General features: G+C 39.3%; 25 protein-coding genes and 3 tRNA genes. 18 read left to right on the top strand and 10 right to left on the bottom strand.

Annotation, left to right across the window (positions count from 1 at the left end):
- The first annotated feature begins 7 nt into the window (after positions 1-7).
- The 4 genes from HMPREF3129_RS07410 to HMPREF3129_RS07395 all read left to right on the top strand — a co-directional run bounded on the left by HMPREF3129_RS07410 (position 8) and on the right by HMPREF3129_RS07395 (position 3,985).
- Positions 8-628, top strand: coding sequence for a YfgM family protein (locus HMPREF3129_RS07410; protein WP_004243818.1), 621 nt, complete (start codon positions 8-10; stop codon positions 626-628).
- 14 nt (positions 629-642) lie between these two features.
- A complete protein-coding gene (gene bamB / locus HMPREF3129_RS07405) occupies positions 643-1,815 on the top strand; it encodes an outer membrane protein assembly factor BamB (protein WP_036918709.1) in 1,173 nt (390 codons plus the stop codon).
- Between the two features lie 119 nt (positions 1,816-1,934).
- Positions 1,935-3,425 (top strand): ribosome biogenesis GTPase Der, encoded by a 1,491-nt coding sequence (gene der, locus HMPREF3129_RS07400; protein ID WP_004248431.1) that lies wholly within the window; start codon positions 1,935-1,937, stop codon positions 3,423-3,425.
- Positions 3,426-3,616: 191 nt separating this feature from the next.
- Complete coding sequence (locus HMPREF3129_RS07395) at positions 3,617-3,985, top strand: hypothetical protein (RefSeq protein WP_223302934.1); 369 nt, start codon at positions 3,617-3,619, stop codon at positions 3,983-3,985.
- Between the two features lie 75 nt (positions 3,986-4,060).
- On the opposite strand, the gene hemF is transcribed toward HMPREF3129_RS07395, so the two are convergent.
- On the bottom strand, positions 4,061-4,969 hold the full coding sequence (gene hemF / locus HMPREF3129_RS07390) for an oxygen-dependent coproporphyrinogen oxidase (RefSeq protein ID WP_017827100.1): 909 nt from the start codon (positions 4,967-4,969) through the stop codon (positions 4,061-4,063).
- Between the two features lie 133 nt (positions 4,970-5,102).
- On the opposite strand from hemF, the gene HMPREF3129_RS07385 reads away from it, so the two are divergent.
- The 8 genes from HMPREF3129_RS07385 (at position 5,103) to cysM (ending at position 12,623) form a co-directional block, all read left to right on the top strand.
- Entirely contained in the window at positions 5,103-5,540 is a 438-nt protein-coding gene (locus tag HMPREF3129_RS07385; RefSeq protein WP_004243811.1) for a GNAT family acetyltransferase, read from the top strand.
- 294 nt (positions 5,541-5,834) lie between these two features.
- Positions 5,835-6,425 carry an RpoE-regulated lipoprotein gene (locus HMPREF3129_RS07380; RefSeq protein WP_036918706.1) on the top strand — a complete coding sequence of 197 codons (591 nt, stop codon included), beginning with the start codon at positions 5,835-5,837 and terminating at the stop codon, positions 6,423-6,425.
- Positions 6,426-6,573: 148 nt separating this feature from the next.
- The gene (locus HMPREF3129_RS07375) at positions 6,574-7,470 is read left to right on the top strand and encodes a Dyp-type peroxidase (RefSeq protein WP_004243807.1); all 897 of its coding nucleotides are present in this window, start codon (positions 6,574-6,576) and stop codon (positions 7,468-7,470) included.
- Positions 7,471-7,721: 251 nt separating this feature from the next.
- A complete protein-coding gene (gene cysP, locus HMPREF3129_RS07370) occupies positions 7,722-8,753 on the top strand; it encodes a thiosulfate ABC transporter substrate-binding protein CysP (protein WP_004248426.1) in 1,032 nt (343 codons plus the stop codon).
- A complete protein-coding gene (gene cysT, locus HMPREF3129_RS07365) occupies positions 8,753-9,586 on the top strand; it encodes a sulfate/thiosulfate ABC transporter permease CysT (RefSeq protein WP_036918703.1) in 834 nt (277 codons plus the stop codon). Before cysP ends, cysT begins: the two co-directional genes overlap by 1 nt.
- A complete protein-coding gene (gene cysW, locus HMPREF3129_RS07360; RefSeq protein ID WP_004243804.1) occupies positions 9,586-10,428 on the top strand; it encodes a sulfate/thiosulfate ABC transporter permease CysW in 843 nt (280 codons plus the stop codon). The genes cysT and cysW overlap by 1 nt, the downstream gene beginning before the upstream one ends.
- Positions 10,429-10,447: 19 nt before the next feature.
- A complete protein-coding gene (cysA, locus tag HMPREF3129_RS07355; RefSeq protein WP_036918699.1) occupies positions 10,448-11,536 on the top strand; it encodes a sulfate/thiosulfate ABC transporter ATP-binding protein CysA in 1,089 nt (362 codons plus the stop codon).
- A 205-nt stretch (positions 11,537-11,741) separates the two neighbouring features.
- Positions 11,742-12,623, top strand: coding sequence for a cysteine synthase CysM (cysM, locus tag HMPREF3129_RS07350; protein WP_004243801.1), 882 nt, complete (start codon positions 11,742-11,744; stop codon positions 12,621-12,623).
- 90 nt (positions 12,624-12,713) lie between these two features.
- Here cysM and crr read toward each other — a convergent pair whose 3' ends face one another.
- The 5 genes from crr to cysZ form a co-directional block, all read right to left on the bottom strand.
- The gene (gene crr / locus HMPREF3129_RS07345) at positions 12,714-13,223 is read right to left on the bottom strand and encodes a PTS glucose transporter subunit IIA (RefSeq protein ID WP_004243800.1); all 510 of its coding nucleotides are present in this window, start codon (positions 13,221-13,223) and stop codon (positions 12,714-12,716) included.
- A gap of 49 nt (positions 13,224-13,272) precedes the next feature.
- Entirely contained in the window at positions 13,273-15,000 is a 1,728-nt protein-coding gene (ptsI, locus tag HMPREF3129_RS07340) for a phosphoenolpyruvate-protein phosphotransferase PtsI (RefSeq protein WP_004243799.1), read from the bottom strand.
- Positions 15,001-15,143: 143 nt separating this feature from the next.
- On the bottom strand, positions 15,144-15,401 hold the full coding sequence (gene ptsH, locus HMPREF3129_RS07335) for a phosphocarrier protein Hpr (protein WP_004243798.1): 258 nt from the start codon (positions 15,399-15,401) through the stop codon (positions 15,144-15,146).
- 330 nt (positions 15,402-15,731) lie between these two features.
- Positions 15,732-16,685: a cysteine synthase A gene (cysK, locus tag HMPREF3129_RS07330; RefSeq protein ID WP_004248422.1), complete on the bottom strand. Its 954-nt coding sequence runs from the start codon at positions 16,683-16,685 to the stop codon at positions 15,732-15,734.
- A 148-nt stretch (positions 16,686-16,833) separates the two neighbouring features.
- Positions 16,834-17,604 carry a sulfate transporter CysZ gene (gene cysZ / locus HMPREF3129_RS07325; RefSeq protein ID WP_004248421.1) on the bottom strand — a complete coding sequence of 257 codons (771 nt, stop codon included), beginning with the start codon at positions 17,602-17,604 and terminating at the stop codon, positions 16,834-16,836.
- Positions 17,605-17,826: 222 nt separating this feature from the next.
- On the opposite strand from cysZ, the gene zipA reads away from it, so the two are divergent.
- The 4 genes from zipA to HMPREF3129_RS07300 all read left to right on the top strand — a co-directional run bounded on the left by zipA (position 17,827) and on the right by HMPREF3129_RS07300 (position 22,882).
- A complete protein-coding gene (gene zipA / locus HMPREF3129_RS07320) occupies positions 17,827-18,882 on the top strand; it encodes a cell division protein ZipA (protein WP_036918696.1) in 1,056 nt (351 codons plus the stop codon).
- A 174-nt stretch (positions 18,883-19,056) separates the two neighbouring features.
- Positions 19,057-21,084, top strand: a complete 2,028-nt coding sequence (ligA, locus tag HMPREF3129_RS07310; RefSeq protein WP_036918694.1) for an NAD-dependent DNA ligase LigA — start codon at positions 19,057-19,059, stop codon at positions 21,082-21,084.
- 228 nt (positions 21,085-21,312) lie between these two features.
- A complete protein-coding gene (locus HMPREF3129_RS07305) occupies positions 21,313-22,497 on the top strand; it encodes a NupC/NupG family nucleoside CNT transporter (RefSeq protein WP_004250649.1) in 1,185 nt (394 codons plus the stop codon).
- Between the two features lie 163 nt (positions 22,498-22,660).
- Positions 22,661-22,882 carry a DUF3820 family protein gene (locus HMPREF3129_RS07300; protein WP_004243788.1) on the top strand — a complete coding sequence of 74 codons (222 nt, stop codon included), beginning with the start codon at positions 22,661-22,663 and terminating at the stop codon, positions 22,880-22,882.
- On the opposite strand, the gene HMPREF3129_RS07295 is transcribed toward HMPREF3129_RS07300, so the two are convergent.
- Positions 22,879-23,319 carry a MarR family winged helix-turn-helix transcriptional regulator gene (locus HMPREF3129_RS07295; protein ID WP_004248417.1) on the bottom strand — a complete coding sequence of 147 codons (441 nt, stop codon included), beginning with the start codon at positions 23,317-23,319 and terminating at the stop codon, positions 22,879-22,881. The genes HMPREF3129_RS07300 and HMPREF3129_RS07295 overlap by 4 nt on opposite strands.
- Before the next feature lie 156 nt (positions 23,320-23,475).
- On the opposite strand from HMPREF3129_RS07295, the gene HMPREF3129_RS07290 reads away from it, so the two are divergent.
- Positions 23,476-24,228, top strand: a complete 753-nt coding sequence (locus HMPREF3129_RS07290; protein WP_004243785.1) for an SDR family NAD(P)-dependent oxidoreductase — start codon at positions 23,476-23,478, stop codon at positions 24,226-24,228.
- A gap of 94 nt (positions 24,229-24,322) precedes the next feature.
- Here HMPREF3129_RS07290 and HMPREF3129_RS07285 read toward each other — a convergent pair.
- The 3 genes from HMPREF3129_RS07285 to gltX all read right to left on the bottom strand — a co-directional run bounded on the left by HMPREF3129_RS07285 (position 24,323) and on the right by gltX (position 26,077).
- Positions 24,323-24,398: transfer RNA gene (locus HMPREF3129_RS07285), tRNA-Ala, on the bottom strand.
- A gap of 26 nt (positions 24,399-24,424) precedes the next feature.
- Positions 24,425-24,500, bottom strand: a tRNA-Ala gene (locus HMPREF3129_RS07280).
- A gap of 158 nt (positions 24,501-24,658) precedes the next feature.
- Entirely contained in the window at positions 24,659-26,077 is a 1,419-nt protein-coding gene (gene gltX / locus HMPREF3129_RS07275; protein ID WP_004243784.1) for a glutamate--tRNA ligase, read from the bottom strand.
- A gap of 348 nt (positions 26,078-26,425) precedes the next feature.
- Between gltX and HMPREF3129_RS07270 the strand changes: the two genes are divergently transcribed.
- Positions 26,426-26,501: transfer RNA gene (locus HMPREF3129_RS07270), tRNA-Val, on the top strand.
- Positions 26,502-26,577 lie beyond the last annotated feature (76 nt).

Here is a 26,577-nt window from a genome sequence, read left to right as displayed (position 1 = left end):
GAGACTTGTGGAAGTTTATAGCACCGAAAACGAACAAGTTGATGCAATTAAACAGTTTTTAAAAAATTATGGTTTAACGATCATTCTCGCTATTGTCATTGGCGTGGGTGGAATTTGGGGTTGGAAATATTGGCAATCACATCAAGCCAACCGTCTACAAGAGAGTGCGGGTGAATTTGCAACAATAAATGAAGCATTAACTAAACCAACGCCTGAAAATATCGCATTAGCCGAAAAATTTGTTTCTGAAACTAACGATATTTATGGTGCTTTAGCCTCTTTAGAGTTAGCTCAATTAGCGATTGATGCCAACGATTTAGCCAAAGGTGAAACACACCTTACTAAAGCAATATCTATGGTAAAGAATGAAGCATTTGCAGATATGCTTAACCTTCGCTTAGCACGTGTGCAACTGGCATTAGATAAAACTGATGCTGCGTTAATTTCATTAGAGCAAGTGAAAAGTAAAGCATGGGATGGAATGAAAAATTATATCCGTGGTGATGTATTAGCGAAAAAAGGCGATAACGCAGGTGCAGCCGCCGCTTATCGTAATGCATTGAATGATGAAAATGCAGGCGCTATTCGTTCATTGGTTGAACTTAAACTCAATAATTTATCCAATTAAAGGGATCTTCAGACATGCAACTGCGTAAAACTCTCCTGATCGGTCTACTAGCATCAGCATTATTAGCTGGGTGTTCTAGTGAGCAGGATAATGTGACAATGTCTCCATTGCCTGAGGTGCAGAGCCAATTTACCCCTTATGTGGTATGGGACAAATCGGTTGGCAATGGTATTGGAAAATACTATTCCCACTTGTCACCAGCATGGGATGGTTCAGTTGTGTATGTCGCTGATCGCCATGGGGTAGTTAAAGCATTAGAATTAGAAACGGGTAAAGAGATTTGGTCTCAAGATCTCTCAACTAAAAAAGGTTTCTTCTCCTCTAATGAATCAGCATTACTTTCCGGTGGTTTAACCGTCTCTGGTACTCGTGTTTTTGTCGGCACAGAAAAAGCAAAAGTGTATGCTTTAAATACAGATGATGGCTCTATTGATTGGGAGACAGATGTTGCCGGAGAAGCGATTTCCAAACCTGTTGTTAGTGATGGTTTAGTGCTTATTCATACCAGTAACGGTATGTTGCAAGGGCTTGATTTGCTGACAGGTGAAGTATCATGGACTGTCAACTTAGATACACCATCATTATCCGTACGTGGTGAATCAGCACCAGCTGTTGCTTATGGTGCAGCGATTGTGGGCGCTGATAATGGCCGTGTTAGTGCGGTGGTGTTATCTCAAGGGCAATTAGTTTGGCAGCAAAATATTTCACAAGTGAAAGGTTCTACTGAGATCAGCCGCTTAAATGATGTCGATATTACGCCAATTATTGATGAAAATACTGTTTATGCCATGGCTTACAACGGTAATTTAGTCAGTCTAGATATGCGTTCAGGACAGATCATCTGGAAACGTGATTTAGGTTCAGTTAATGACATGGTACTTTTGGGTGACAATCTATACCTTGTTGACCAAAATGGCCGAGTTTTAGCTGTGCGCAAATCTGATGGTGTGACATTATGGACACAAGAAGATCTACTGCACCGTAATTTAACCGCCCCGGCTATCGTTGATGGTTATTTAGTGGTGGGAGATGCAGAAGGCTATCTCCATTGGATTGATACCAGTACAGGCAAATTTATTGCTCAAAATAAAGTAAATAGCTCAGGTTTATTAAGCCGTCCACAGGCTGTTCAAGATAAACTGATGATCCAAGCACGTGACGGTAAACTTTATCTATATCGTCGGTAATTAAGCACTGACAAATATAATTATTTTACGGCTCCTTTAAAGGAGCCGTTTCGTCTTTTTAGTATTTACATGTAAAATACCATCAGATTTATGATTGTATTTTTATGAGGCATCAAAAAATGATACCCGTTATTGCCTTAGTAGGGCGCCCTAATGTGGGAAAATCCACATTATTTAACCGACTAACACGCACAAGAGACGCATTAGTTGCGGATTTTCCTGGACTTACCCGTGACCGTAAATATGGTCGTGCAGAATTAGACGGTGAAGAGTTTATTATCATTGATACTGGTGGTATTGATGGTGCAGAAGAGGGTGTAGAAACCCATATGGCATCACAATCACTGCAAGCCATTCAAGAAGCCGATATTGTGCTATTTTTAGTCGATGCGCGAGCAGGATTAATGCCAGCCGACCAAGGTATTGCTAAACACTTGCGTGGCGTTGAGAAAAAAACCTATTTAGTGGCGAATAAAACAGATGGTATCGATATTGATACCGCCTTGGCTGATTTCTACTCTTTAGGATTAGGGGAAATATTCCCTATTGCTGCCTCACATGGTCGTGGTGTTTCTCAACTGATTGAGCAAGCGTTGTTACCTATTGTGGGTAAAGTCGTCGAAGAAGAGAAAGAATTAACAGAAGAAGAAGAGAATGCCGCTTATTGGGCTGCTTTAGAAGCAGAGCAGAAAGAGCAAGAAGAAGAGGAAGAAGAGGATGATTTCGATCCGACAACACTTCCTGTTAAATTAGCTATTGTAGGCCGCCCTAATGTAGGTAAATCAACTCTGACTAACCGTATGTTAGGTGAAGAGCGTGTTGTAGTTTACGATATGCCAGGCACTACCCGTGATAGTATTTACATACCGATGGAGCGTGATGGTAAGGAGTATATCCTTATTGATACCGCTGGCGTTCGTAAACGCGGAAAAGTAAAAGAAACGGTAGAAAAATTCTCAGTGATCAAAACATTACAAGCGATTGAAGATTGTAATGTTGCACTACTTGTTATTGATGCTCGTGAGGGGATTTCAGATCAAGATCTCTCTTTATTAGGTTATATTCTTAATTCTGGACGCTCTTTAGTTATTGCTGTCAATAAATGGGATGGTATGACCCAAGAAGATCGCGAACAAGTTAAAGATATGCTTGATCTCAAATTAGGTTTTGTTGATTTTGCCCGCGTTCATTTTATCTCGGCATTACATGGTAGTGGCGTTGGTAATCTGTTTGAGTCGATTCAAGAAGCCTATACTTGCGCGACACGTCGTGTTGGTACATCAATGTTGACGCGCATAATGAAGATGGCAGAGGATGATCACCAACCCCCTCTTATTCGTGGACGCCGTGTAAAAATGAAATATGCCCATGCTGGGGGATATAACCCACCTGTCGTGGTTATTCATGGTAACCAAGTGTCTGATTTACCTGATAGCTATAAACGCTATTTAATGAATTATTTCCGTCGCACACTACAAGTGATGGGAACTCCTATCCGTATTCAATTTAAAGAAGGGGAAAACCCTTATGCGGATAAGAAAAATAAATTAACAGCTTCGCAAATACGTAAACGTAAGCGTTTAATGGCTCATTTAAAGAAATCAAAATAAATTAAATAGTCAGTTAAAGGTAGAATAAAAACTGAGTTCGTTTCACCGGACTCAGTTTTTTTATTGATTATTGATGAACTTTTCATACTTTCATAAAAGAAACCGAAACAATTTAAGCAAAAATTAAGTATTTTTTTCAAAAAACAGTTAAATTGTAACTGATTACTATTCGTATTAATGAGTTTTTTACTTTGAAAAAAATAACTATGGGCTTTGCTATTTTTTTACTTTCTGGCTGTGCCACACCAGAAAAATGGCAAGTAAATATGAAAAATCCCACACCTTTAGATATCGCTAAAAATCTATGCATGCAAGAAGCAAAACAACGCTACCCTGAGCATTATTTGAGTTCAACGCCAAATTATAGCTATCCTTCTTCTTCAACGATAACAATAGATGGTAAAGAAGTTACTATTCCTAATTCAAATTATCATTCCTATTCTCGTTATGATGCCAATGAATCAGAGCGTAAACAGTATTTTGATATTTGTATGAGAGGAGAGGGGTGGGAAAATAAAAATAAAGTGACTGGATTACTCGCCTTTTTATTTAATGACTAATTAATAAAGCAGTAATTTTTACCAAACTAAAGCCAATTATAATAAATGGCTTTAGTTTTAATACATCAGTAACTGCTATACCCACTCTTTGTGAATTAAAAAATCAGTATACAGCTTAGCTTCGGGAGTATTAGGTTCAGGGCGATAATCATATGCAAAGCGAACTAATGGTGGCATTGACATTAAAATGGATTCAGTACGTCCGCCACTTTGTAAACCAAATAGCGTGCCTCTATCCCAAACCAAATTAAACTCGACATAACGGCCACGGCGATAAAGTTGGAATTGACGTTCACGCTCTCCCCAGGGTATAGATTTGCGTTTTTCGACAATCGGCAAGTAGGCATCCAGATAACCCTGCCCGACACGTTGTACAAATTCAAAACAGTGATCGAAATCAGGAGTATTTAAGTCATCAAAAAATAGACCACCAACACCACGCGGTTCGTTACGATGTTTTAAATAAAAATAGTCATCACACCATTTTTTATATCGAGCATAATAATCTTGGCTAAAGGGATCACACACAGATTTAGCCACTTTATGCCAATGGATAACATCTTCTTCAAATCCATAATAAGGCGTTAAGTCAAAGCCTCCACCAAACCACCATACAGGAGCTTCTCCCTCTTTTTCAGCAATAAAAAAACGAACATTTGCATGTGAAGTAGGAATATAGGGATTAAGAGGGTGAATAACTAATGAAACGCCCATTGCTTGAAAACGACGACCGCTTAATTCAGGGCGATGAGCCGTGGCTGATGCAGGCAAGGCATCTCCATAAACATGGGAAAAATTAACACCCGCTTGTTCAAAAATAGCACCTTGGGTGAGCACTCGAGTACGACCACCACCGCCAGCTTCTCTTTGCCAATTATCTTGCTGAAAGGTTGCTTTTTGGTCTATATTTTCAATAGCATGGCAAATACTATCTTGCAACGACAAAAAAAATGATTGCACACGATGAATATCAGGTAAACTCATAATAACCTACAGTTTTTATCATATTTATTAAAAATGGAACGCGATATGACCTATGCTCTCATTTTGAAGTTGATTGATAAAGTAAACAAGGGATAATAAATTTAGTAACTTGTGAAAGATAACAGGCAAAACAATGGAAATACGTGTATTCCGTCAAGATGATTTTGAGGCAATCATTACACTTTGGGAACGTTGCGACTTGATCTCACCAGAAAATGATCCTGAAATTGATATTGAACGAAAGATTAACCACTCCCCCGATCTCTTTTTAATCGCAGAGGTTGCTGGCGAAATAGTCGGTAGTGTAATGGGAGGCTATGATGGTCATCGTGGCTCGCTTTACTATTTGGGCGTTCATCCTGAGTTTCGCGGTAGAGGAATTGCCAATGCACTAATCTCTCGGCTAGAGAAAAAACTCATTGCAAAAGGGTGTCCACAAATTACTTTAATGATCCCCGAAGAGAACGATGCCACTATTTGTATGTTTGAAAAGCTTCTCTATGAAGATCAAAATCAAGAGAATACGGCTTACACTAAACGCCTAATTATCGATCAGGACTTCGATCTTTAATTCTTCGCTAAATCCTCTTTTATTGACTGTTAAGATAATTTTAATCGGTTAATAGAGAGGATTTTCTTTTTTTGTACTTTCTTTCCTATCATGATGTTGCCTCGATAAAAAAGAACTTAACCTTGCTTATTTACTGGATAAAATCTGATATTGTCGATTTAAGGGAACAAACTTGGCTGAGTTATGGTCGTAACTAGTCTGAAGTATTCAGTTATTTTAGTTTTATGCGAGTAAAAACTTGTTGCCTTAGCATCAATTGAATTTATAACGAAAAAGTGAAATGGAGTATTTATAATGCCTAAATTTTGGTTACCCTTGTGCTTAAGCACAAGTGTCTTGCTATTAAGTGGCTGTTCATCCATGGGGGGAATGTCTTTTTCTGCACTTAATCCAATGAATTGGTTCTCAAATGAGACGTTAACGGTTTCTGCAAATGGATTAGATAATATCACCGCTTCAACGGCAGTGACAGAGCAAGCGATCGAAAAAGAGCTGGGTAGCCGTTTCCATTACCGACAAGGAATGGAAATGCAACAAGGCAATATTATAGTTATTGTGCAAGCACTTGAAGATGAAAAAGTACAAGTGGCTTTTTATGGCAAAGAAAAGGGCACAGTAGATAAAATCACGGTATCTGATCCTAATGCGAAAACAGCGTGGGGAACGACAATAGGTACACCATTTAAAGATATTTATAAAAAAGCATTTGGTATGTGCAGTAACGGGCCGAAAGTCGATAAACAAAAAACCATTCAATGCCAATCAGAACAAGCAAAATCAGTGAGCTATGTTTTTGCTGGGCAATGGGATGGCCCTGATGGTCTAATGCCACCCGATGAAACATTAGCAAATTGGCAGGTAACACAAATTGTTTGGCAAAAATAGGTTATTTTTAAGTGTTATTAATAAAATAATTTTATATTTACCTTTTCTGCTAACAAAAATTTGTTAAATAGCAAAGCCTAAAAATAAATGTTGGATATAATAAACCACATTAATTTATATGTTTTTTATTATTTATTAGGGAAGCAATATGTCTCATGCACAAAGCGGTATTTTAGTCGCACATAGTAAATTCGGTCTATTTATTGAAGCAATGGTGGTGGGGGAAATTGATCAACTACGTCAAGGCTGCCAACAATTTATGCAATCTCTTAGCGAATTACAAAAACAGTATCCTGATGCTTCATTAGGTGCCGTGGTAGCTTTTGGTTCAGATCTTTGGAAAAAATTATCAGATAATAATAGTGCGCCAGAGTTAAAGCCATTTCGTCCATTAGGCAAAGGGTTAGCTCCTGCGACTCAGCGCGATATGCTTATCCATATCCAATCCATGCGTCATGATGTGAATTTCTCATTAGCGCAAGCTGCAATAGCTGCTTTTGGTAACGTGCTCCAAATAGAAGAAGAGATCCACGGTTTCCGCTGGATTGAAGAGCGTGATCTTAGTGGTTTTATTGACGGCTCAGAAAATCCAGTTGGTGACGAGCGCTATGGTGTTGCTTTAATTAATGAAGGTATTGATGCTGGTGGTAGCTATGTTTTAGTTCAACGCTATGAGCATAACCTAAAAAAATGGGCGCGTTTTAGTGAATCAGATCAAGAAAAAATGATTGGTCGTACTAAAAAAGAGAGCATTGAGTTGGATGAATCAGAACGCAATATTACCTCTCATGTATCCCGTGTTGCTATTGAAGAAAATGGTGAAGAGTTAGCGATTTTGCGTCATAGCTTACCTTATGGAACTGCTAGTGGTAAACATGGCCTCTATTTCTTAGCTTACTGTGGTCGTTTATATAATATTGAACAGCAATTACTCAGTATGTTTGGTGAAGTTGATGGTAAATACGATGATTTACTGCGTATGAGTAAACCTGTGACAGGTAGCTACTATTTCGCTCCTTCTTATGAAGTATTAGCCGCTCTGTAAGTCTTAGCGTTACACTACTATTTTGCCACGCCAGTATCATTTACTATGCTGGCGTTTTTATTTTGACGAGGTCGTTTCTCGATATCTCAATGTTGAATTATTTTCAGTTAAATCATTATGATGCTTATTTATTTGGGCAATCTCACTCTTTATCCATTTATAATAGCTATTAGTTATATCAAATAACAAAAGCTAACTACACTGTTATAAATAAAGCCGATAGAGTAACCATTAGAATAAGACTTACGCTGATGGGTACTATAATGAAGAACAAAACAATCCGAACTTTTGCATTACAGGCAACCGTTGCATTGTCTTTGGTTGCGAGTAGTTATGCAAATGCAGCTCAATTACTTAATAGCTCTTACGATATTGCTCGCGAGTTATTTACACAGCTTAATAGTGATTTTAAAACCCAATGGGATGCTCAACATCCTGATGACAAAGTCACTATCAAACAGTCGCATGCTGGCTCTTCTAAACAAGCATTAGCCATATTACAAGGTTTACCTGCGGATGTTGTCACTTATAACCAGGTGACGGATGTACAAATTTTGCATGATAAAGGCAAGCTTATTCCTGCTGATTGGCAACAACGTCTACCTAATAATAGCTCACCTTATTATTCCACCATGGCCTATTTGGTTCGTAAAGGAAATCCTAAAAATATCACTTCTTGGCAAGATTTGACCCGTGAAGATGTCAAAGTGGTTTTCCCTAACCCAAAAACATCAGGTAACGGTCGTTATACCTATTTAGCCGCATGGGGAGCGTTTGAAAAAGCTTATGGAAATGAAGCGCAAACCCGAGATGCTATGACAAAGTTACTCAAAAATGTTGCGGTATTTGATACCGGGGGACGGGGGGCAACGACCTCATTTATTGAACGTGGACTTGGTGATGTTTTAATTAGTTTTGAGTCTGAAGTAAATAATATTCGCCAGCAATATGGTGAAGATGATTATCAAGTTATTGTCCCTCCTGTAGATATTTTAGCGGAGTTTCCTGTGGCATGGATTGATAAAAATGTGCAACGCAATAAAACAGAAAACCTCGCCAAAGCTTACCTAAATTATTTATATAGCCCGAGAGCGCAGGAGATCATCACACAATTTAACTATCGCGTAAATGATAAAGCGGTGATGGCCAAAAAAGCAGATCAATTTCCAGCGACTTCATTATTTACCATTGAAGATGTGTTTGGTGATTGGAACCAAGTGATGAAAACGCATTTTGCTACAGATGGCACGCTAGATAAATTATTATTAGAAGGACGCCAATAATGTTTGCCACAGCCAGCAAGCGAGTATTACCCGGATTTGGGCTTAGTTTAGGTAGTACGCTTTTTTATACTTGTTTGATCTTATTACTACCTATGAGTGCGCTGGTTGTGCAGTTATCTGAAATGAGTTGGGCACAATATTGGACGGTGATAACCCACCCTCAAATTGTGGCAGCGTATAAAGTCACTTTGTTGTCAGCCGGTGTTGCAAGTATTTTTAATGCTATTTTTGGCATGTTATTAGCGTGGATCATTACGCGCTATCGTTTCCCCGGCAGAAAATTTCTTGATGGATTAATGGATTTACCTTTTGCCTTACCTACAGCGGTAGCGGGATTAACCTTAGCAACGTTGTTTTCTACACAAGGATGGTATGGCTTAGTGTTAGATAAGTTTGATATCAAGGTGATCAATACATGGATTGGTATTGCTGTGGCGATGTCTTTTACTAGTTTGCCGTTTGTGGTCAGAACGGTGCAACCTGTTTTAGAAGAGTTAGGCCCTGAATATGAAGAGGCGGCTGAAACATTAGGGGCAAACCGTTGGCAAACGTTCCGTAAAGTTGTGTTACCTGAATTGTCTCCGGCGTTATTAGCCGGTACGGCGCTCTCTTTTACGCGTAGTTTAGGGGAATTTGGTGCTGTTATTTTTATTGCTGGCAATATTGCATGGCAGACCGAAGTGGTTTCTTTGATGATATTTATTCGATTACAGGAGTTTGATTATCCTGCAGCCAGCGCGGTCGCTTCTGTTATTTTATTGGTTTCATTAGTCTTACTGTTTTCAATTAATGGATTACAAAGCCGCTTTGGCAAGCGATTAAGGGGGCATTAATGTCGGATATAGCGCAACAACGCTCTCTTTATCGTCGCCAAATTGATTGGGTAAAATGGGGATTGATCCTTACAGGCGTTGTGTTATCCATTTTATTTTTAGTGGTGCCTATTGCGTGGATCTTTATGACTGCGTTTTCAAAAGGCATAGAAATATTTACCGACAACTTGCTAGATAGCGATATGTTACATGCTGTTTGGCTTACGCTACTTATCGCTTTAATTACTGTACCGATAAATATGTTGTTTGGTATTAGTATGGCGTGGCTTGTTACGCGCTTTCGTTTTCCGGGGCGTCAGTGGTTAATGACGCTGATTGATATCCCATTTGCGGTATCTCCTGTCGTTGCGGGACTGCTCTATCTACTTTTTTATGGTAGCAATGGTTGGGCAGGGCAGTGGTTGGAACAATTCGATATTCAGTTAATGTTCTCTTGGCCCGGTATGGTATTAGTGACGGTATTTGTCACTTGTCCTTTTGTCGTGAGAGAGCTTGTCCCGGTGATGATGAGCCAAGGAAGCCAAGAGGATGAAGCTGCTGTGTTATTAGGTGCCAGTAGTTGGAAAATGTTTTGGCGAGTGACATTACCTAATATTCGTTGGGCATTGCTCTACGGTGTGGTTTTAACAAATGCACGTGCTATAGGGGAATTTGGTGCCGTCTCTGTTGTCTCGGGGGCTATTCGTGGAGAAACCTATTCACTGCCTTTACAGGTCGAACTTTTGCACCAAGACTACAACACTGTGGGGGCTTTTACGGCAGCAGCATTACTTGCCATGATGGCAATTATTACATTAATGGTTAAAAGTGCGTTGCAATGGCATTTAGAACGTCAGCAATAACGCAAAACAGGGGCAAAATATGAGTATTGAAATTAATCATGTCACAAAATATTTTGATCGCACTGAAGTGTTGCATGACGTGAATTTAACGGTCAATTCCGGTGAGATGATGGCGCTATTGGGGCCATCAGGCTCAGGTAAAACTACTCTATTACGTATCATTGCAGGACTTGAGCATCAAACGGAAGGTAAAATCTGTTTTGCAGGGCAAGATGTCAGTCGCTTACATGCCCGCGAGCGCAAAGTTGGGTTTGTTTTCCAACACTATGCGCTGTTTCGCCATATGACGGTATTTGAAAATATTGCCTTTGGCTTAAGCGTATTACCACGTCGCGAACGTCCTAACAAAGCCGTGATTGATAAAAAAGTCACGCAATTATTAGAGATGATCCAACTGCCTCATTTAGCACAGCGTTATCCCGCACAACTTTCAGGAGGGCAAAAACAGCGCGTAGCTTTAGCGAGAGCATTGGCTGTAGAGCCACAAATTTTATTACTCGATGAGCCTTTCGGTGCGTTAGATGCCAAAGTGAGAACTGAATTACGCAGTTGGTTACGGGAATTACATAGTGAGCTTAAATTTACCAGTGTTTTTGTCACCCATGATCAACAAGAAGCAATGGAAGTCGCTGATCGCATCGTTATTATGGGAAATGGCAAAATCGAACAAGTGGGTACACCGCAACAAGTTTGGCACACGCCTGAAAGTCGCTTTGTTTTAGAATTTCTCGGAGATGTTAATCATCTCCAAGGTGAAATTAATGGTGCGCAATTACAAATTGCTGGCTATCACTTACCTTTATCGGTTACGCCGCTCTATCAAGGCAAAGTTGATGTTTTTTTGCGCCCTTGGGAAATTTCACTTAACCCGCATAGTGATAGCTTATGTAAACTTCCCGTCAAAGTAATAGAAGTGACTCCTAAAGGACACTATTGGCAATTGGTTTTACAGCCTATTGAGTGGGGAAATACGCCAATTAGCGCGGTATGGAATGATATGACATCAATACCCCATAAAGGTGATATTTACTATATGGGTGGTGCAAAAGCGCGGTTATATGCACAAGATCGTCCCTTAACAACAGTTTCACTGGCATACACAGCTTAAAAAATAGCATTATTCTTTTATTACAGTTAATGATTGCCCATGCAGATTTTTTTGCATGGGTATTTTGGCTATTGAGTAAAACTGACTATACAGGCTATAACACGAAAAAGAATAAAATCTATCAAAAAATGTTAATTTTATTGCGTTAATAAGTTAAATATGATTTCTTCATTAATACAAACAAATAAATGATCAGGGATTTATTGTGGCAGGCTTAGAACAATTTATTGGTAATACACCATTGGTCAAATTACAACGACTTTCACAAGGATTAGATGCAGAAATATGGGTTAAGCTTGAAGGCAATAATCCGGCGGGTTCTGTGAAAGATAGAGCCGCGTTATCGATGATTGAGCAAGCTGAATTACGCGGTGAAATTAAACCTGGCGATACATTAATTGAGGCAACCAGTGGTAATACAGGGATTGCTTTAGCGATGATAGCGGCAGTAAAAGGTTATCGACTAAAATTATTAATGCCGGAAAATATGAGTAAAGAGCGTCAAGCATCCATGCAAGCGTATGGCGCCGAGCTTATTTTGGTTAGCCGCGAAATTGGTATGGAAGGGGCGAGAGATTTAGCGCAAGAAATGGAGCGTAAAGGTGAAGGGAAGGTATTAGATCAGTTTAATAACCCCGATAACCCTCGAGCGCATTTTACTTCAACTGGCCCTGAAATTTGGCAACAGACTCAAGGGCGTATTACCCATTTTGTTTCTAGCATGGGAACAACAGGTACGATAACTGGGGTGGGGAGTTACCTAAAAACACAATCGGACACAGTAAAAATTGTCGGTTTACAACCGGAAGAAAAAAGTCAAATTCCGGGTATTCGTCGTTGGTCTCCAGCCTATTTACCCGGTATTTTTCGAAAAGAGTTGGTTGATAGTGTTATAGATATGTCCCAAACAGAAGCAGAACAAACCATGCGCCTATTAGCGAGTAAAGAAGGTATATTCTGTGGCGTTAGTTCTGGGGGAGCCGTAGCTGGTGCAATACGCGTTGCTAAAGAGAACCCAGGGGCTGTGATTGTGGCGATTATTTGTGATAGAGGCGATCGCTATTTATCAACTGGGGTGTTTGGTTGAGTTTTCTGCCCTCGTTAAAGCTTATTCGCTTGCATATAAAAACCGCCACAGAGGAAATGTGGCGGTTTAAAAGTGAGAACAGATTAAAAATTATTTTTTGATCTGCATTACAACGGTTTCACCAACAGTTACTGGGCCTGTCATTTTAGTTAAACCTTGGATTTCATCCATATTAGAAATCACAACCGGTGTTAATACCGATTTTGCTTTTTCTTCTAATACCGCTAAATCAAATTCTAAAACAGTATCACCGACTTTAACTTGTTGACCTTCTTCAGCGATACGTTTAAATCCTTCACCTTTTAGTTCAACTGTGTCGATACCGAAGTGGACAAATAATTCGATACCGTTGTCAGACTCAATAGAGAAAGCATGGTTAGTCTCGAAAATTTTACCGATAGTACCATCAACTGGTGCAACAATTTTATGACCAGCAGGTTTGATAGCAATACCGTCACCTACAATTTTTTCAGCGAAAACAACATCAGGAACATCTTCGATATTGACGATTTCACCAGAAAGTGGTGCAACAATATCAATCGTGCCACTGCCTTTCTTTTCCTCTGAAACCAGTGATTTTAATTTATCAAACAGACCCATGAATCTTCTCCTAATTATTTTAGTTGGGACCGGGCTCTGGCTAACGTTATTAGCACAGTGTTTTTTCTTTAGTAAAAGTTTCTACTAAGTCCATTAATTCCTTTGCAGTCGGCTGAGCAAGTGCTTGCTCTGCCAGTGCTTTTGCATCATCAAAATTGGCGTTACGAATAATTTTTTTGATGCGAGGAATTGATATAGCACTCATACTAAACTCATCTAATCCCATGCCCAGAAGCAACATTGTTGCCCGTTCATCCCCGGCAAGCTCACCACACATTCCAGTCCATTTACCTTCAGCGTGTGATGCATCAATCACCTGTTTAATCAGATTAAGTACAGCAGGTGACATTGGATTATATAGATGAGATATCAGCTCATTTCCACGGTCTACAGCCAGAGTATATTGTGTTAGATCGTTAGTCCCAATACTGAAAAAGTCAACTTCTTTTGCCATATGGCGAGCCATAACAGCCGCTGCTGGCGTTTCAACCATAACACCAACTTCGATAGATTCATCAAAAGGCTTATTTTCTTCACGAAGCTGGCTTTTCAGTATTTCAAGTTCCGCTTTCAATGCTCGGATCTCTTCAACAGAGATAATCATTGGAAACATAATACGTAGTTTACCAAAAGCAGACGCTCTTAAGATAGCACGTAATTGTGGATGAAGGATCTCTTTGCGGTCAAGACAAATACGAATTGCACGCCAACCTAAGAATGGATTCTCTTCTTTCGGTAAATTCATGTAAGGTAAGTCTTTATCGCCACCAATATCCATAGTACGGATAATGACCGCAGGACTGCCTACAGCTTCAGCCACAGCTTTATAAGCTTGGAATTGCTCTTCTTCTGTTGGTAAGGAATCTCTATCCATAAATAGGAATTCAGTACGATAGAGTCCAACACCTTCCGCACCATTACGCTCAGCACCTGCGACATCACGTACAGTACCTATATTAGCGCAAACTTCAACTTGATGCCCATCAAGGGTAATTGCTGGTAAATCTTTTAGTTTTGCCAGCTCTTCTTTTTCATGTAGGTACTCTTCTTTGATAGCCTTTAATGCTTCGAGCTCTTCATCAGAAGGATTAATAATGATTTTATTGTTAATCGCATCAAGAACCAGATAATCTTCTTTTTTAATGGTTTCTGTTGCATTAGATGTACCAACAATCGCTGGGATCTCTAAAGAGCGCGCCATGATAGAGGTGTGTGATGTTCTACCCCCTAAGTCAGTGATAAAGCCTAACACATTGTCTAAGCTAAGCTGCGCTGTTTCTGATGGCGTTAAATCTGTAGCAACTAAAATCACTTTTTCAGAAATAGCACTTAAATCGATAATTGGCATCTCTAAGATATTACGCATTAAGCGCTTACCAATATCACGAACGTCAGCCGCACGCTCTTTTAAGTACTCATCATCTAAGGCTTCTAATGCGGTTGCCTGATCTTCAATAACAGATTGAACCGCTGCTTCTGCGGTTTTCTTGTCACTTTTGATGAGGGATATGATCTCTTGTTCGAGTTCCTCATCTTCTAATAACATAATATGGCCTTCAAAAATCTCAGCTTTATCGGCACCAAGATTTTTTTCAGCACGGGCTTTAATGATTTCTAGTTGTTGCGCTGATTTATTACGACCATCTTTAAAACGTTCGATTTGGGTGTCAACTTCGTCACTTTGGATTTTACGTTGGCTAATAATAATAGGTTCTTCTTTAAGTAGAAGAGCTTGACCAAATGCGATACCCGGTGAAGCTAAAATTCCTGAAATCATAATTTATCCTACGACTTGCTGGTGATAATTTTAAAAAAATAGGATCAAGAGACACTGCTGTTTTAAAATCATCGAGTTATAAATTCCCCTGAGCGATTTTCAGGGGAAAATAGGACGTTAATGAATAGCGAAAGGTAACTGGATTACTCTAACTCAGCCATTAACTTAACTAAATGTTCTACTGCTTGTTTTTCATCTTCGCCTTCAGCAGAAATAGTGACTACAGTACCTTGGGTTAATCCTAAAGTTTGTAATTTGAATAAGCTCTTCGCGCTGGCTGATTTACCACCAGAAATAAGACTAATATCAGAAGAGAAAGTTTTAGCCTCTTTTACTAACTGTGCTGCAGGACGAGTATGTAAGCCGTTTGGTGCTGTAATAGTAACTTCTTGCTGGTACATAGGATTTTTTCCTTTTATAACTCAATTATTCACATTAAGTCAGGACTTAGTAAGTGTAGATGAAATTGTCCTGCTTTGCGTAGCAATATCAGATAATATAAGCCATGTTACGTTATCCGATAAAAATAGTCCCCAGAAATTGAAAGCAGTGCTATTTTTATCACTTGCCTATTTTCTGATTAATTTCGACCTTCGAAATAATTACTTGATTAAATACTAAACTCGACAGAATAAATCACCTATCTGGATAACAAAGTTTGATCTCTACCACAAAAAAAGCACCCTGAAGGTGCTTTTTTAATAAATATTTTACATTTTAGGTGACGCGATTTAGCTGTCAGAGATATCAGCAAAAAGTGGGGTGCTGAGATAACGTTCACCTGAAGAAGGTAAAATCACTACGATTTCCTTATTAGCAAATTCTGGCTCTTTAGCTAATTTCACTGCAGCCGCAATTGCCGCACCGGATGAAATACCCGCTAAAATACCTTCTTTGGTCATAACGTCACGAGCTGTTTCAAATGCTTCTTCGTTAGTAATTTGGATCACGCGATCTAATAGTGATAACTCTAAGTTTTCAGGGATAAAACCTGCACCAATACCTTGGATTTTATGTGGACCAGGCTTAATTTCTTCACCTGCTAATGCTTGGCTAATAACAGGAGAATCTTTAGGTTCTACCGCAACCATGGTGACAGCTTTACCTTGGGTATTTTTCAAATAGCGACCAATACCCGTGATGGTACCACCCGTTCCGACACCTGCGATAACTACATCAACTTTGCCATCAGTGTCATTCCAAATTTCAGGGCCTGTGGTTTTCTCATGAATTTCTGGGTTTGCTGGATTACTAAATTGTTGTAGTAGAAGGTAACGGCTAGGATCGCTATCACGAATTTCGTTCGCTTTATCAATCGCTCCCTTCATCCCTTTAGCGCCTTCAGTTAACACAAGGTTAGCACCTAATGCTTTTAATAATTTACGGCGCTCAATACTCATGGTATCAGGCATAGTCAGTGTCAGCTTATAGCCACGAGCAGCAGCTACATAAGCCAAGGCAATCCCAGTATTACCACTGGTTGGCTCAACTAGCTCTACGCCGGGTTTCAGGATACCTTTTTTTTCTGCATCCCAAATCATATTTGCACCGATACGGCATTTTACACTAAAGCTTGGATTACGAGATTCTACTTTAGCTAAGATATTGCCATTACCGAAATGTTTTAAACGAACTAGGGGGGTATGGCCAATAGTTTGCGAGTTATCTTCGAAAATTTTGCTCATTTTTATCCTCGGTACATGATTTTTTATAAGGTCAGATGAAATTACCATACGCCATCAAGCAAAAGATGGAAATAAGCTTTATGAATATCCTTATAACTTTTTTTACTTTTTATTCCAAAAGATTCTAATCACAATGAAACCAGTGGTATTACCACTGGCCTGCTTGTACATGTTGATGACGATATCGATCACACCACATGGCAGTGGCACCACAAATTGCAACCGGCATAATGACTAGGTTTAAGATTGGGATCATAGTGAAGATATTAATTACCATACCAAATTGTAAATTGTTCCATTTGTCTTTTTTCAGCGTTGATTTCATATTGGCGAAAGAGACTTTATGGTTATCGAATGGAAAGTCGTTATATTGGATTGCCATCATCCAAGCGCCAAATATAAACCAAAGAATTGGGGCGACAGTTTGTCCAACAACGGGAACAAAATAGAGCAATAACAATACAATGGCTCTTGGCAAATAATAAACGACCTTGATGATTTCTCGTTTTAAAATACGTGGAATATCTTTTGTAATACCTAATAAGCCGGTATCCGGAGGATTAATACCCGTTATTTGACCTTCTAATTTTTCAGCTAATAATCCATTAAAAGGCGAAGCGATAATATTGGCTATGGTGCTAAAGAAATAGGTAAAGACCAGCAAAATAAAAATAACTGACAGTGGCCAGATAACATAGCTTAACCACTGTAGCCAATCAGGGACTTTTTCCATCATCCAATTGACCATTTCACCAATCTGGCCATATAACCACCAAAAGGCACTACCGAGAATAATAATATTGGCAAGTAAGGGTAAAATAACAAAACGTTTTAGACCCGGGCGAGTAATTAATCGCCACCCAAGTGCAAAATAGTGAAATCCATTTAAATTTTTGGTCGATTCTGTCAAATTTGTCATACTTCCTATTCTCTCCTATAAGGGCAAGCTAGTATCATATAGAGAGATAATCAGCCTTACTAGTGATAAATTGTCTAAAAAATGCGCATAAGGTATTGAAGAGTGTATCTTTGTGACAAGAAAATTAAGTATTGGCTTGCACTTATAAGCATTGGCAAATACTCTTAGTAAAAGTAATATTCGCCATTGTGGCTATTAAACCTCAAGACAACAGAGATAGAAATGATGCAGCAAAATTTGCGTCTGATATTAATCGTTGTTGGTGCGATTTTAATCATAGCTTTGTTATTACACGGCTTATGGATTGGTCGAAAAGAGCGTTCTAAGCTTTTCCGTAATCGCCCAGTAAAACGTCAGAAACAGAATTATCAGTCAGATGAGAACGATGATGAACCCCAGTATACTGAGGCAAATCATCAGATGTCGTCTTTAACTTCAACGCAGGAGGCTCAAAGTGTGCCACCGATTAAATCGGAGCCAACACTTGCGCCACAATCCTCAGTTGCAGATAAAGATCCACTTATGTCTGGAACACCAGCACAGGGACATTCTAACGATACTTCATTACAACGAGAGCCTAGTCTTGGTGTTTTTGATGTTATTGAACAAAATAATGACTCTGCGCCTCAGCAAAAACAACTGATACCCGAGGTAGAGGTAAACCATGCTGATGTAAAAGAAGGTGATATTAGTGAGACAAAACTTGCCGATGTAGAGCCGATACCAGAATCGTCGAACTCTGTTGCTAGTGATGAAAGACATACCACTGATACAGATAGGCCATTGGATGCTGAAACCTCATCTGATGTGAAACAAGCTGAGCAAGCTTTATCCGGAACAGAAGAGCCAAAAGCAGAAGAAGAGCTGGTATTAGTATTAAATGTCAGCGCTCATCATGGTCAAATGCTTGACGGTGAGGTGTTAATGCAGAGCATTATTCAAGCGGGTTTCCAGTTTGGTGCGATGAATATTTTCCATCGACATCTTAACCCGACGGGTAATGGCCCTGTATTGTTTAGTCTTGCCAATATGGTAAAACCGGGTACTTTCAATATTGATACGATGGCTGAATTAACCACGCCTGGCGTATCCATGTTTATGATGGTGCCATCTTATGGTGATGCTAATCAAAACTTTAAATTGATGTTGCAAGCAGCTCAGCGTATTGCCTCTGATGTGGGCGGTGTTGTGCTTGATGAAGAGCGCAAACTGTTAACACCACAAAAAATTGAACTTTATAAATCTAGAATTCGTAGAACACTAGATTTACATCAATAGTCTTTTTATCAAAAGCTCGCTTGCGGTGCTAGGTTGGATAGATTTAAAGAAATCAGGAAAATTAATGACTTGATTTTCGGCTGATAATACAAAGTGGGGAAATTTGGTTTTTCTCACATTGCCAACAACCTCAGCCCCCGCTTGCGGGGGCTTTTCTTTCTTTGGTGATACCTCATGAATCAAAATATTCAACAACAAATTGATGAACTTCGCGTTACACTACGTCACCATGAATATCTCTATCATGTCATGGACGCACCTGAAATTCCTGATGCTGAATACGATCGCTTAATGAATAAGCTAAAAGCATTAGAAGCCAAACATCCTGAACTCATTACCCCAGATTCTCCTACTCAACGGGTAGGGGCATTACCTTTAACGGCTTTTGAGCAAGTTAGGCATGAAATTCCAATGCTCTCTTTAGATAATGCTTTTGATGAAACAACCTATTTAGCATTTGATAAACGTTTACGTGAACGTCTGAAAAATAATGAAGAGATCACTTTTTGTTGTGAATTAAAATTAGATGGACTTGCGGTAAGTCTACTGTATGAAAATGGTCGCTTAGTACAAGCTGCAACCCGTGGTGATGGTACCACTGGAGAAAATATTACTGAGAATGTCAGAACCATTAAAGCCATTCCTTTGCGTTTATATGGCGATAATATCCCCGCACGAATTGAAATTCGTGGAGAAGTCTTTATGACTGAAAAAGGGTTTGAGCATTTAAATGAAGAAGCTCGACGCACGGGAGGAAAAGTATTTGCTAATCCTCGTAATGCAGCAGCGGGTTCATTACGTCAGTTAGATCCTCGTATTACAGCCAAGCGCCCTTTGACTTTCTTCTGTTATGGTGTTGGCGTGCTTGAAGGCGGTGAATTACCGACAAGCCATTATGCACGTTTACAGCAATTTAAAAAATGGGGATTACCTGTTAGTGATGCTATTAAATTATGTACCGGAACTAAAGCTGTACTTGATTTTTACCATCATGTAGCAGAAATTCGCCCTAATCTAGGCTTTGATATTGATGGTGTGGTTATCAAAGTAGATGATATAGCTCTACAAGAAGAGTTGGGATTTGTGTCTCGTGCTCCCCGTTGGGCGATTGCTTACAAATTCCAAGCCCAAGAGCAGATGACGGTGATTAAAGATGTTGAATTTCAAGTGGGGCGTACAGGGGCGATTACACCTGTCGCTCGTTTAGATCCCGTACAAGTGGCAGGGGTAATAGTCAGTAATGCCACACTTCATAATGCTGATGAAATTGAACGTTTAGGATTACGCATTGGTGATACGGTGGTTATTCGCCGTGCAGGCGATGTTATTCCTCAGGTTGTGAGTGTGATTGAAGAAAAACGCCCTGAGAATGCACAAGAAATTGTTTTTCCAACCCAATGCCCTATTTGTCAATCTGATATTGAGCGTATAGAAGGTGAGGCTGTTGCCCGCTGCACGGGGGGATTAATTTGTGCAGCGCAACGTAAAGAGGCGCTTAAACATTTCGTTTCTCGTCGTGCGATGGATGTTGACGGCATGGGAGATAAAATTATCGACCAATTGGTTGAAAAAGAGTATGTCAAAACACCGGCTGATTTATTCCGTTTAGATGAAAAGATCTTATCTGGTTTAGAACGTATGGGGGAGAAATCAGCCAAAAAACTGCTTAATGCATTAGAAAAAGCAAAATCAACCACTTTTGCCCGTTTTATCTATGCCCTTGGTATTCGTGAAGTAGGAGAAGCAACGGCCAATGGATTAACCGCTCATTTTGTTTCATTAGAGGCATTACGTGAAGCAAATATTGAAGCCTTAAAGGCAGTTCCTGATGTGGGTGATATTGTTGCAAAGCATGTGGTTAATTTTTTCCAAGAAGAACATAATAAAAATGTGATTGATCAACTTGTTAATGACATTGGCATTACTTGGCCGGCACCGGTTGTGGCTACTCATGAAGCAGGTGATAATCCTTTTGCTGGTAAAACAGTCGTGCTGACAGGCTCTCTTTCTCAATTAACGCGAGATGAAGCAAAAGATAGATTAGTTGCACTTGGTGCAAAAGTGAGTGGTAGCGTTTCGAAAAAGACAGATATGGTCATTGCTGGTGAAGCGGCGGGTTCTAAATTAGCCAAAGCAAATGAATTAGGTATTACTGTTATTGATGAAGACGAAATGATCCGCTTGCTTGATCAATCTAAATAATCGTTTACAATAAACTTAGATGCTATTGAGAGTAGTTCTCAGTAGCATCTTTAACTTAAGCTAAATTCACATTTCGTGTTACTTAAGTTACTCCTAAAGTGTGATCAACCTATCTTATTTAATAAATAGTGTGTATATGGTTTCACTGTATTGTGACAATAATCACATCGTAATGTTACGCGTTACATAAAATGCTCTCCAAGATTTATTTTTATTTTTGGAGCATGCATGTCTTCTATCATTCACTTTGTTTTGGCTCTCGCAGTTATTGGTGCATTAGCATTTATTGCAAGTAATAACCGCAAAGGGATCCGTCTGCGTTATATTGTGCAGTTATTAATTATTGAAATCGCATTGGCATGGTTCTTCCTCAATTCTGATATTGGTGAAGGCTTTGTCCGTGGTTTCGCTGGGCTATTTGATCACTTATTAGGTTATGCCGCACAAGGTACTGAGTTCGTCTTCGGTGGTATGATGAAAGGTGGTCTAGCATTCTTCTTCTTGAATGTATTATGTCCTATCATCTTTATTTCTGCATTAATTGGTATTTTGCAACATATCAAAGTATTGCCTTTCGTGATCCGCATTATCGGTACAGTGCTGTCCAAAGTGAACGGTATGGGGAAACTAGAATCGTTTAATGCGGTTAGCTCCTTAGTACTTGGCCAATCTGAGAACTTTATCGCTTATAAAGATGTATTGGGCAAAATGTCTCAGCGCCGTATGTACACTATGGCGGCGACAGCGATGTCTACGGTATCAATGTCAATTGTTGGTGCTTATATGACTATGCTTGATCCTAAATACGTTGTTGCTGCACTGGTTCTGAATATGTTCAGTACTTTCGTTATCCTATCAGTGATTAACCCATATTCTGTTGAAAATGAAGAAGATATCCAGATGGGTAATCTGCATGAAGGTCAAAGCTTCTTCGAAATGTTAGGTGAATATATCTTAGCTGGTTTCAAAGTTGCTTTAATCGTTGCGGCAATGTTGATTGGTTTTATCGCATTAATTGCTGCGGTAAACGCTATCTTTAGTATGATTTTCGGTATTAGTTTCCAAGATTGCTTAGGTTATGTGTTCTATCCATTAGCATGGGTGATTGGTGTGCCTGAGCAAGATGCATTACGTGTAGGTAGTGTGATGGCAACTAAATTAGTTTCTAATGAATTCGTCGCGATGGGAAGCTTGCAAGATCTGGCTGCTGAATTAACACCTCGCTCTGTTGGGATCTTATCTGTCTTCTTAGTCTCATTTGCTAACTTCTCTTCTATCGGTATTGTTGCAGGGGCTATTAAAGGTCTGAACGAAATGCAAGGTAATGTGGTTTCTCGTTTTGGTCTTAAATTACTATTTGGTTCTACGCTAGTTAGCTTCTTATCTGCTGCTATCACAGGCCTGTTTGTTTAATCATTGAGATAAGACAGATAGCATGTGAAATAAATAACAATGTAAGATGGATAACTTAGTTATCATGTAACATAAATCAAGCAGTACCCGCCGGTACTGCTTTTTTTATCGTTAAATTACCTTATAATCCTTATCATTCCTTCTCGATAAAGCGATAGAGATCATGCTAGAAAAACAGCATCTTATAGATATAGCCAACACACAAATGCCATTTGGTAAATATAAAGGGCGAATGTTGGTGGATTTACCTGAAGAGTATTTATTGTGGTTTGCCAAGAAAGGCACCTTCCCTGAAGGAAAGCTAGGGCAACTAATGGAAATGACCCTAGCAATTAAAATTGATGGCTTAGAAGGGTTACTAAAACCATTAAAGCAGTCGCGTTAATCAGGCTCTGTAGGTAACTTATCCGCTATTAGTGCGTTAATAACTTTATGACTCAATTCAATAAACATAGCTTGTTCTGCAGGTGTTAATTGCGCTTGTAGCTTCTGTGCGTTCTGTTTTCGGCCTAAAGCGGCCCTTGCTAAAAAAGCTTTACCTTCATCTGTTAAATGCGTAATTAATTCACGTTTATCTTTCTTAGAACGATCCTGAGCAATAAAACCTAATGATTTTAATCCTCGCATAAACTTAGATAAATTTTGGCGTGAGATAGCTAAAATTTCACAAAGTTGAGATGGCGTTAAATCACCGCGTAAACGCAATAATTCTAAAATATCATATTGTCCCCAAGTTACTTGCTCTGGTGTATAACGGGTGCGTTGTGCAACCAGAGTACACTGTAAAAGCGATAGGGCATTTTCTAGCTCAAGTTGCTCCATTAGTACCTACATTTTTCTATCAAATTAATTGAAGTTAATAATAACAGCTCATTTTAGCTGAAGAAAATTTATATTGATTAACTTTAGTTAATCAAATATCCTATTTAACATGATTAACTAAAGTTAATTACTTAAACTAAGTGAACTGAGGTGAATATGAGCTATTTTGAAGGCAAAACGGTGTTAGTGACTGGGGCTGCAACAGGAGTAGGGGAAGGCGTTGCCCAACGATTATATCAAGCGGGTGCAACAGTCTTTATAAGTGGACGACAATTAGAACAGGTTAAAAAAACCGCTTACACAATCGATCCTACAGGTGAAAAAGTCATAGCATTACAAGCAGATATGACATCACCTGAGCAAGTTAAAAGCATGTTTGAAACAATATTAGCACAAACAGGCGCATTACATGGATTAGTGAATAATGCAGGTATTACAGGTCCGCATAATACATCGATTGTTGATTATAATATTGATGATTGGAAAGCGGTTATGGATACCGATATTAACGGCGTATTTTACGGATTGAAATATGGTATTCCAGCCTTACTAAGAAGTGGTGGAGGGAGTATCGTTAATTTATCTTCGACAAATGGTATTGTCGGTATTGCCGGAATTTCTGCTTATACTGCAGCCAAACATGCTGTGTTAGGGATCACCCGTTCAGCTGCCTTGGAATTTGCACAGCAAGGTATACGTGTGAATGCAATAGGGCCTGGGTATGTAGACACACCGCGAATGCAACAGTTACCGGATGAAGTTCGTCAATGGATGGCATCAACACATCCGATGAAGAGAATGGCAACGCGAAAAGAAGTGGCTAATATGGTGGCTTTTTTACTTTCAGATGAGAGTAGTTTTTCAACAGGCGCTTTTTATGCGGTAGATGGGGGATATACTGCGCAGTAGTTTTATCTTTGCGGGTAGTGTGAATCACTAATTAAGTGAATACATTGGTGAAAATAAAAAATCCTGAAGATTTCTCTTCAGGATCTTAAGATTCTGGTGGAGCTAAGCGGGATCGAACCGCTGACCTCTTGCATGCCATGCAAGCGCTCTCCCAACTGAGCTATAACCCCACATAATGGATTGTTCAAAAGTATATTGGTGGAGCTAAGCGGGATCGAACCGCTGACCTCTTGCATGCCATGCAAGCGCTCTCCCAGCTGAGCTATAGCCCCAACATACTGGAACGGGCTTGATAATAGGCAACAAGCACAATGCTGTCAATCACTTAATCTCACATTATTTATTGATTGATGAAAAAGAATACAAAAAAAGAGTCGCCGCTTAAAAATAAGTGACGACTCTTCGTTGTGAAATAAGATAATCAGCTCAATTAAGCTTGATTTTCTCTGTCAGTAATAAAATCTAATGCTTTATTAATACGAGCGATGCTACGAGCTTTACCAATAGCATGAACAGTAACATCTAGTGCAGGAGATTGACCCGCACCTGTGACAGCAACACGTAGAGGCATACCGACTTTACCCATACCAACTTCTAATTCTTCAGCGGTTTCTTGGATTGCTTTATGTACATTTTCCGCTGTCCAATCAGTAATTGCTGATAATTTATCACGAACTACTTCTAATGGTTGACGAGCGACAGGACGTAAGTGTTTTTTCGCCGCGGTTTCTTCGAAACTATCAAAGTCAACATAAAAGTAGTGACAACTTTCCGCCATCTCTTTTAATGTTTTGCAACGCTCGCCGAGTAATTTAATCAATTCAACCAGTGATGGGCCATTACTAGTATCAATATTTTGTTGTTTGATATGCCAATCTAGGTGTACGGCTACTTGTTCAGCAGGTAAGGTATTAATATAGTGATGGTTTAACCAAAGTAATTTGTCAGTATTAAACGCACTTGCTGATTTACTAATAGCTTCTAAAGTGAAATCTTTAATCATTTCATCGATGCTAAAGATCTCTTGGTCGCCATGAGACCAACCTAAACGTACTAAGTAGTTTAATAACGCTTCTGGTAAATAACCGTCATCACGATATTGCATTACACTTACTGCGTTATAGCGTTTAGATAATTTTTTACCATCATCACCTAAGATCATGGATACGTGTGCATATTCAGGTACTGGAGCACCAAGTGCTTTTAATATATTGATCTGACGTGGGGTATTGTTGATATGATCTTCACCACGAATAACGTGTGTAATTTCCATATCCCAGTCATCAATCACTACACAGAAATTATAGGTAGGTGAACCATCAGTACGACGGATAATTAAGTCATCAAGCTCTTGGTTACTAAACTCAATCGGGCCACGAATTTTGTCATCAAAAATCACAGATCCTTCTTGAGGATTTAAAAAACGAACTACATGAGGTTCATCTGGGGTATGGTTGTGATCACCGTGACGGCAACAACCATCGTAGCGAGGTTTCTCACCTTTCGCCATTTGATCTTCACGTAGTTTCTCTAAACGTTCTTTAGAACAATAACAACGATAAGCAGTACCAGCTGCTAACATTTGATCGATAACTTGATTATAACGATCAAAGCGTTTGGTTTGATAGTAAGGACCTTCATCCCAGTTTAGATTTAACCAATTCATACCGTCCATAATTGCATCAATGGCAGGTTGAGTAGAACGTTCTAAATCGGTGTCTTCAATACGCAGTACAAACTCACCCTTGTTGTGACGGCTAAATAACCAGGAATACAGTGCAGTACGAGCACCACCAACATGTAGATAGCCTGTAGGACTTGGTGCAAAACGGGTTTTTATTTTACTCATTGAGATTGCCTTAGTACGTTTTACTTATATTCTTTCTTATATAAGGAGCCAAAAATAGAAGATAAGTAACCGTGATTATCAAAAAAACGAAATTGTTGCTTTATTTTATCACTGGATGCTAATTCCTCAATGGCATTAAGCTTTTAACCTGCAGAAAAATTTCAAATAGGTTATTTTTTGTTTGACGAAGTAACAACAACGGATTATTTTGGTTAATTGCTGTGTCAGTTATGGTGCTAAAAAAAGCATCTTGACTAAAAATAAAACGAACGATCATTTTTACGATAAAAAACCGATAAAAATCGTTGACTCATAGCGCAGTATCCCTATAATGCACCCCATCACGACGGGCGGTTAGCTCAGTTGGTAGAGCATCTCCCTTACAAGGAGGAGGTCGTTGGTTCGAGCCCAATACCGCCCACCAATTACATTAAAGCGTGGTAATGAGAATTTAGTCATTATGAAGTGGGCGGTTAGCTCAGTTGGTAGAGCATCTCCCT

Origin of the sequence: Proteus sp. HMSC14B05 (assembly GCF_001808035.1) — a bacterium.
GTDB lineage: Bacteria > Pseudomonadota > Gammaproteobacteria > Enterobacterales > Enterobacteriaceae > Proteus > Proteus mirabilis.
The sequence above is the reverse complement of the archived record's forward strand: the minus strand, read 5'-3'. Positions and strand labels throughout refer to the sequence as shown.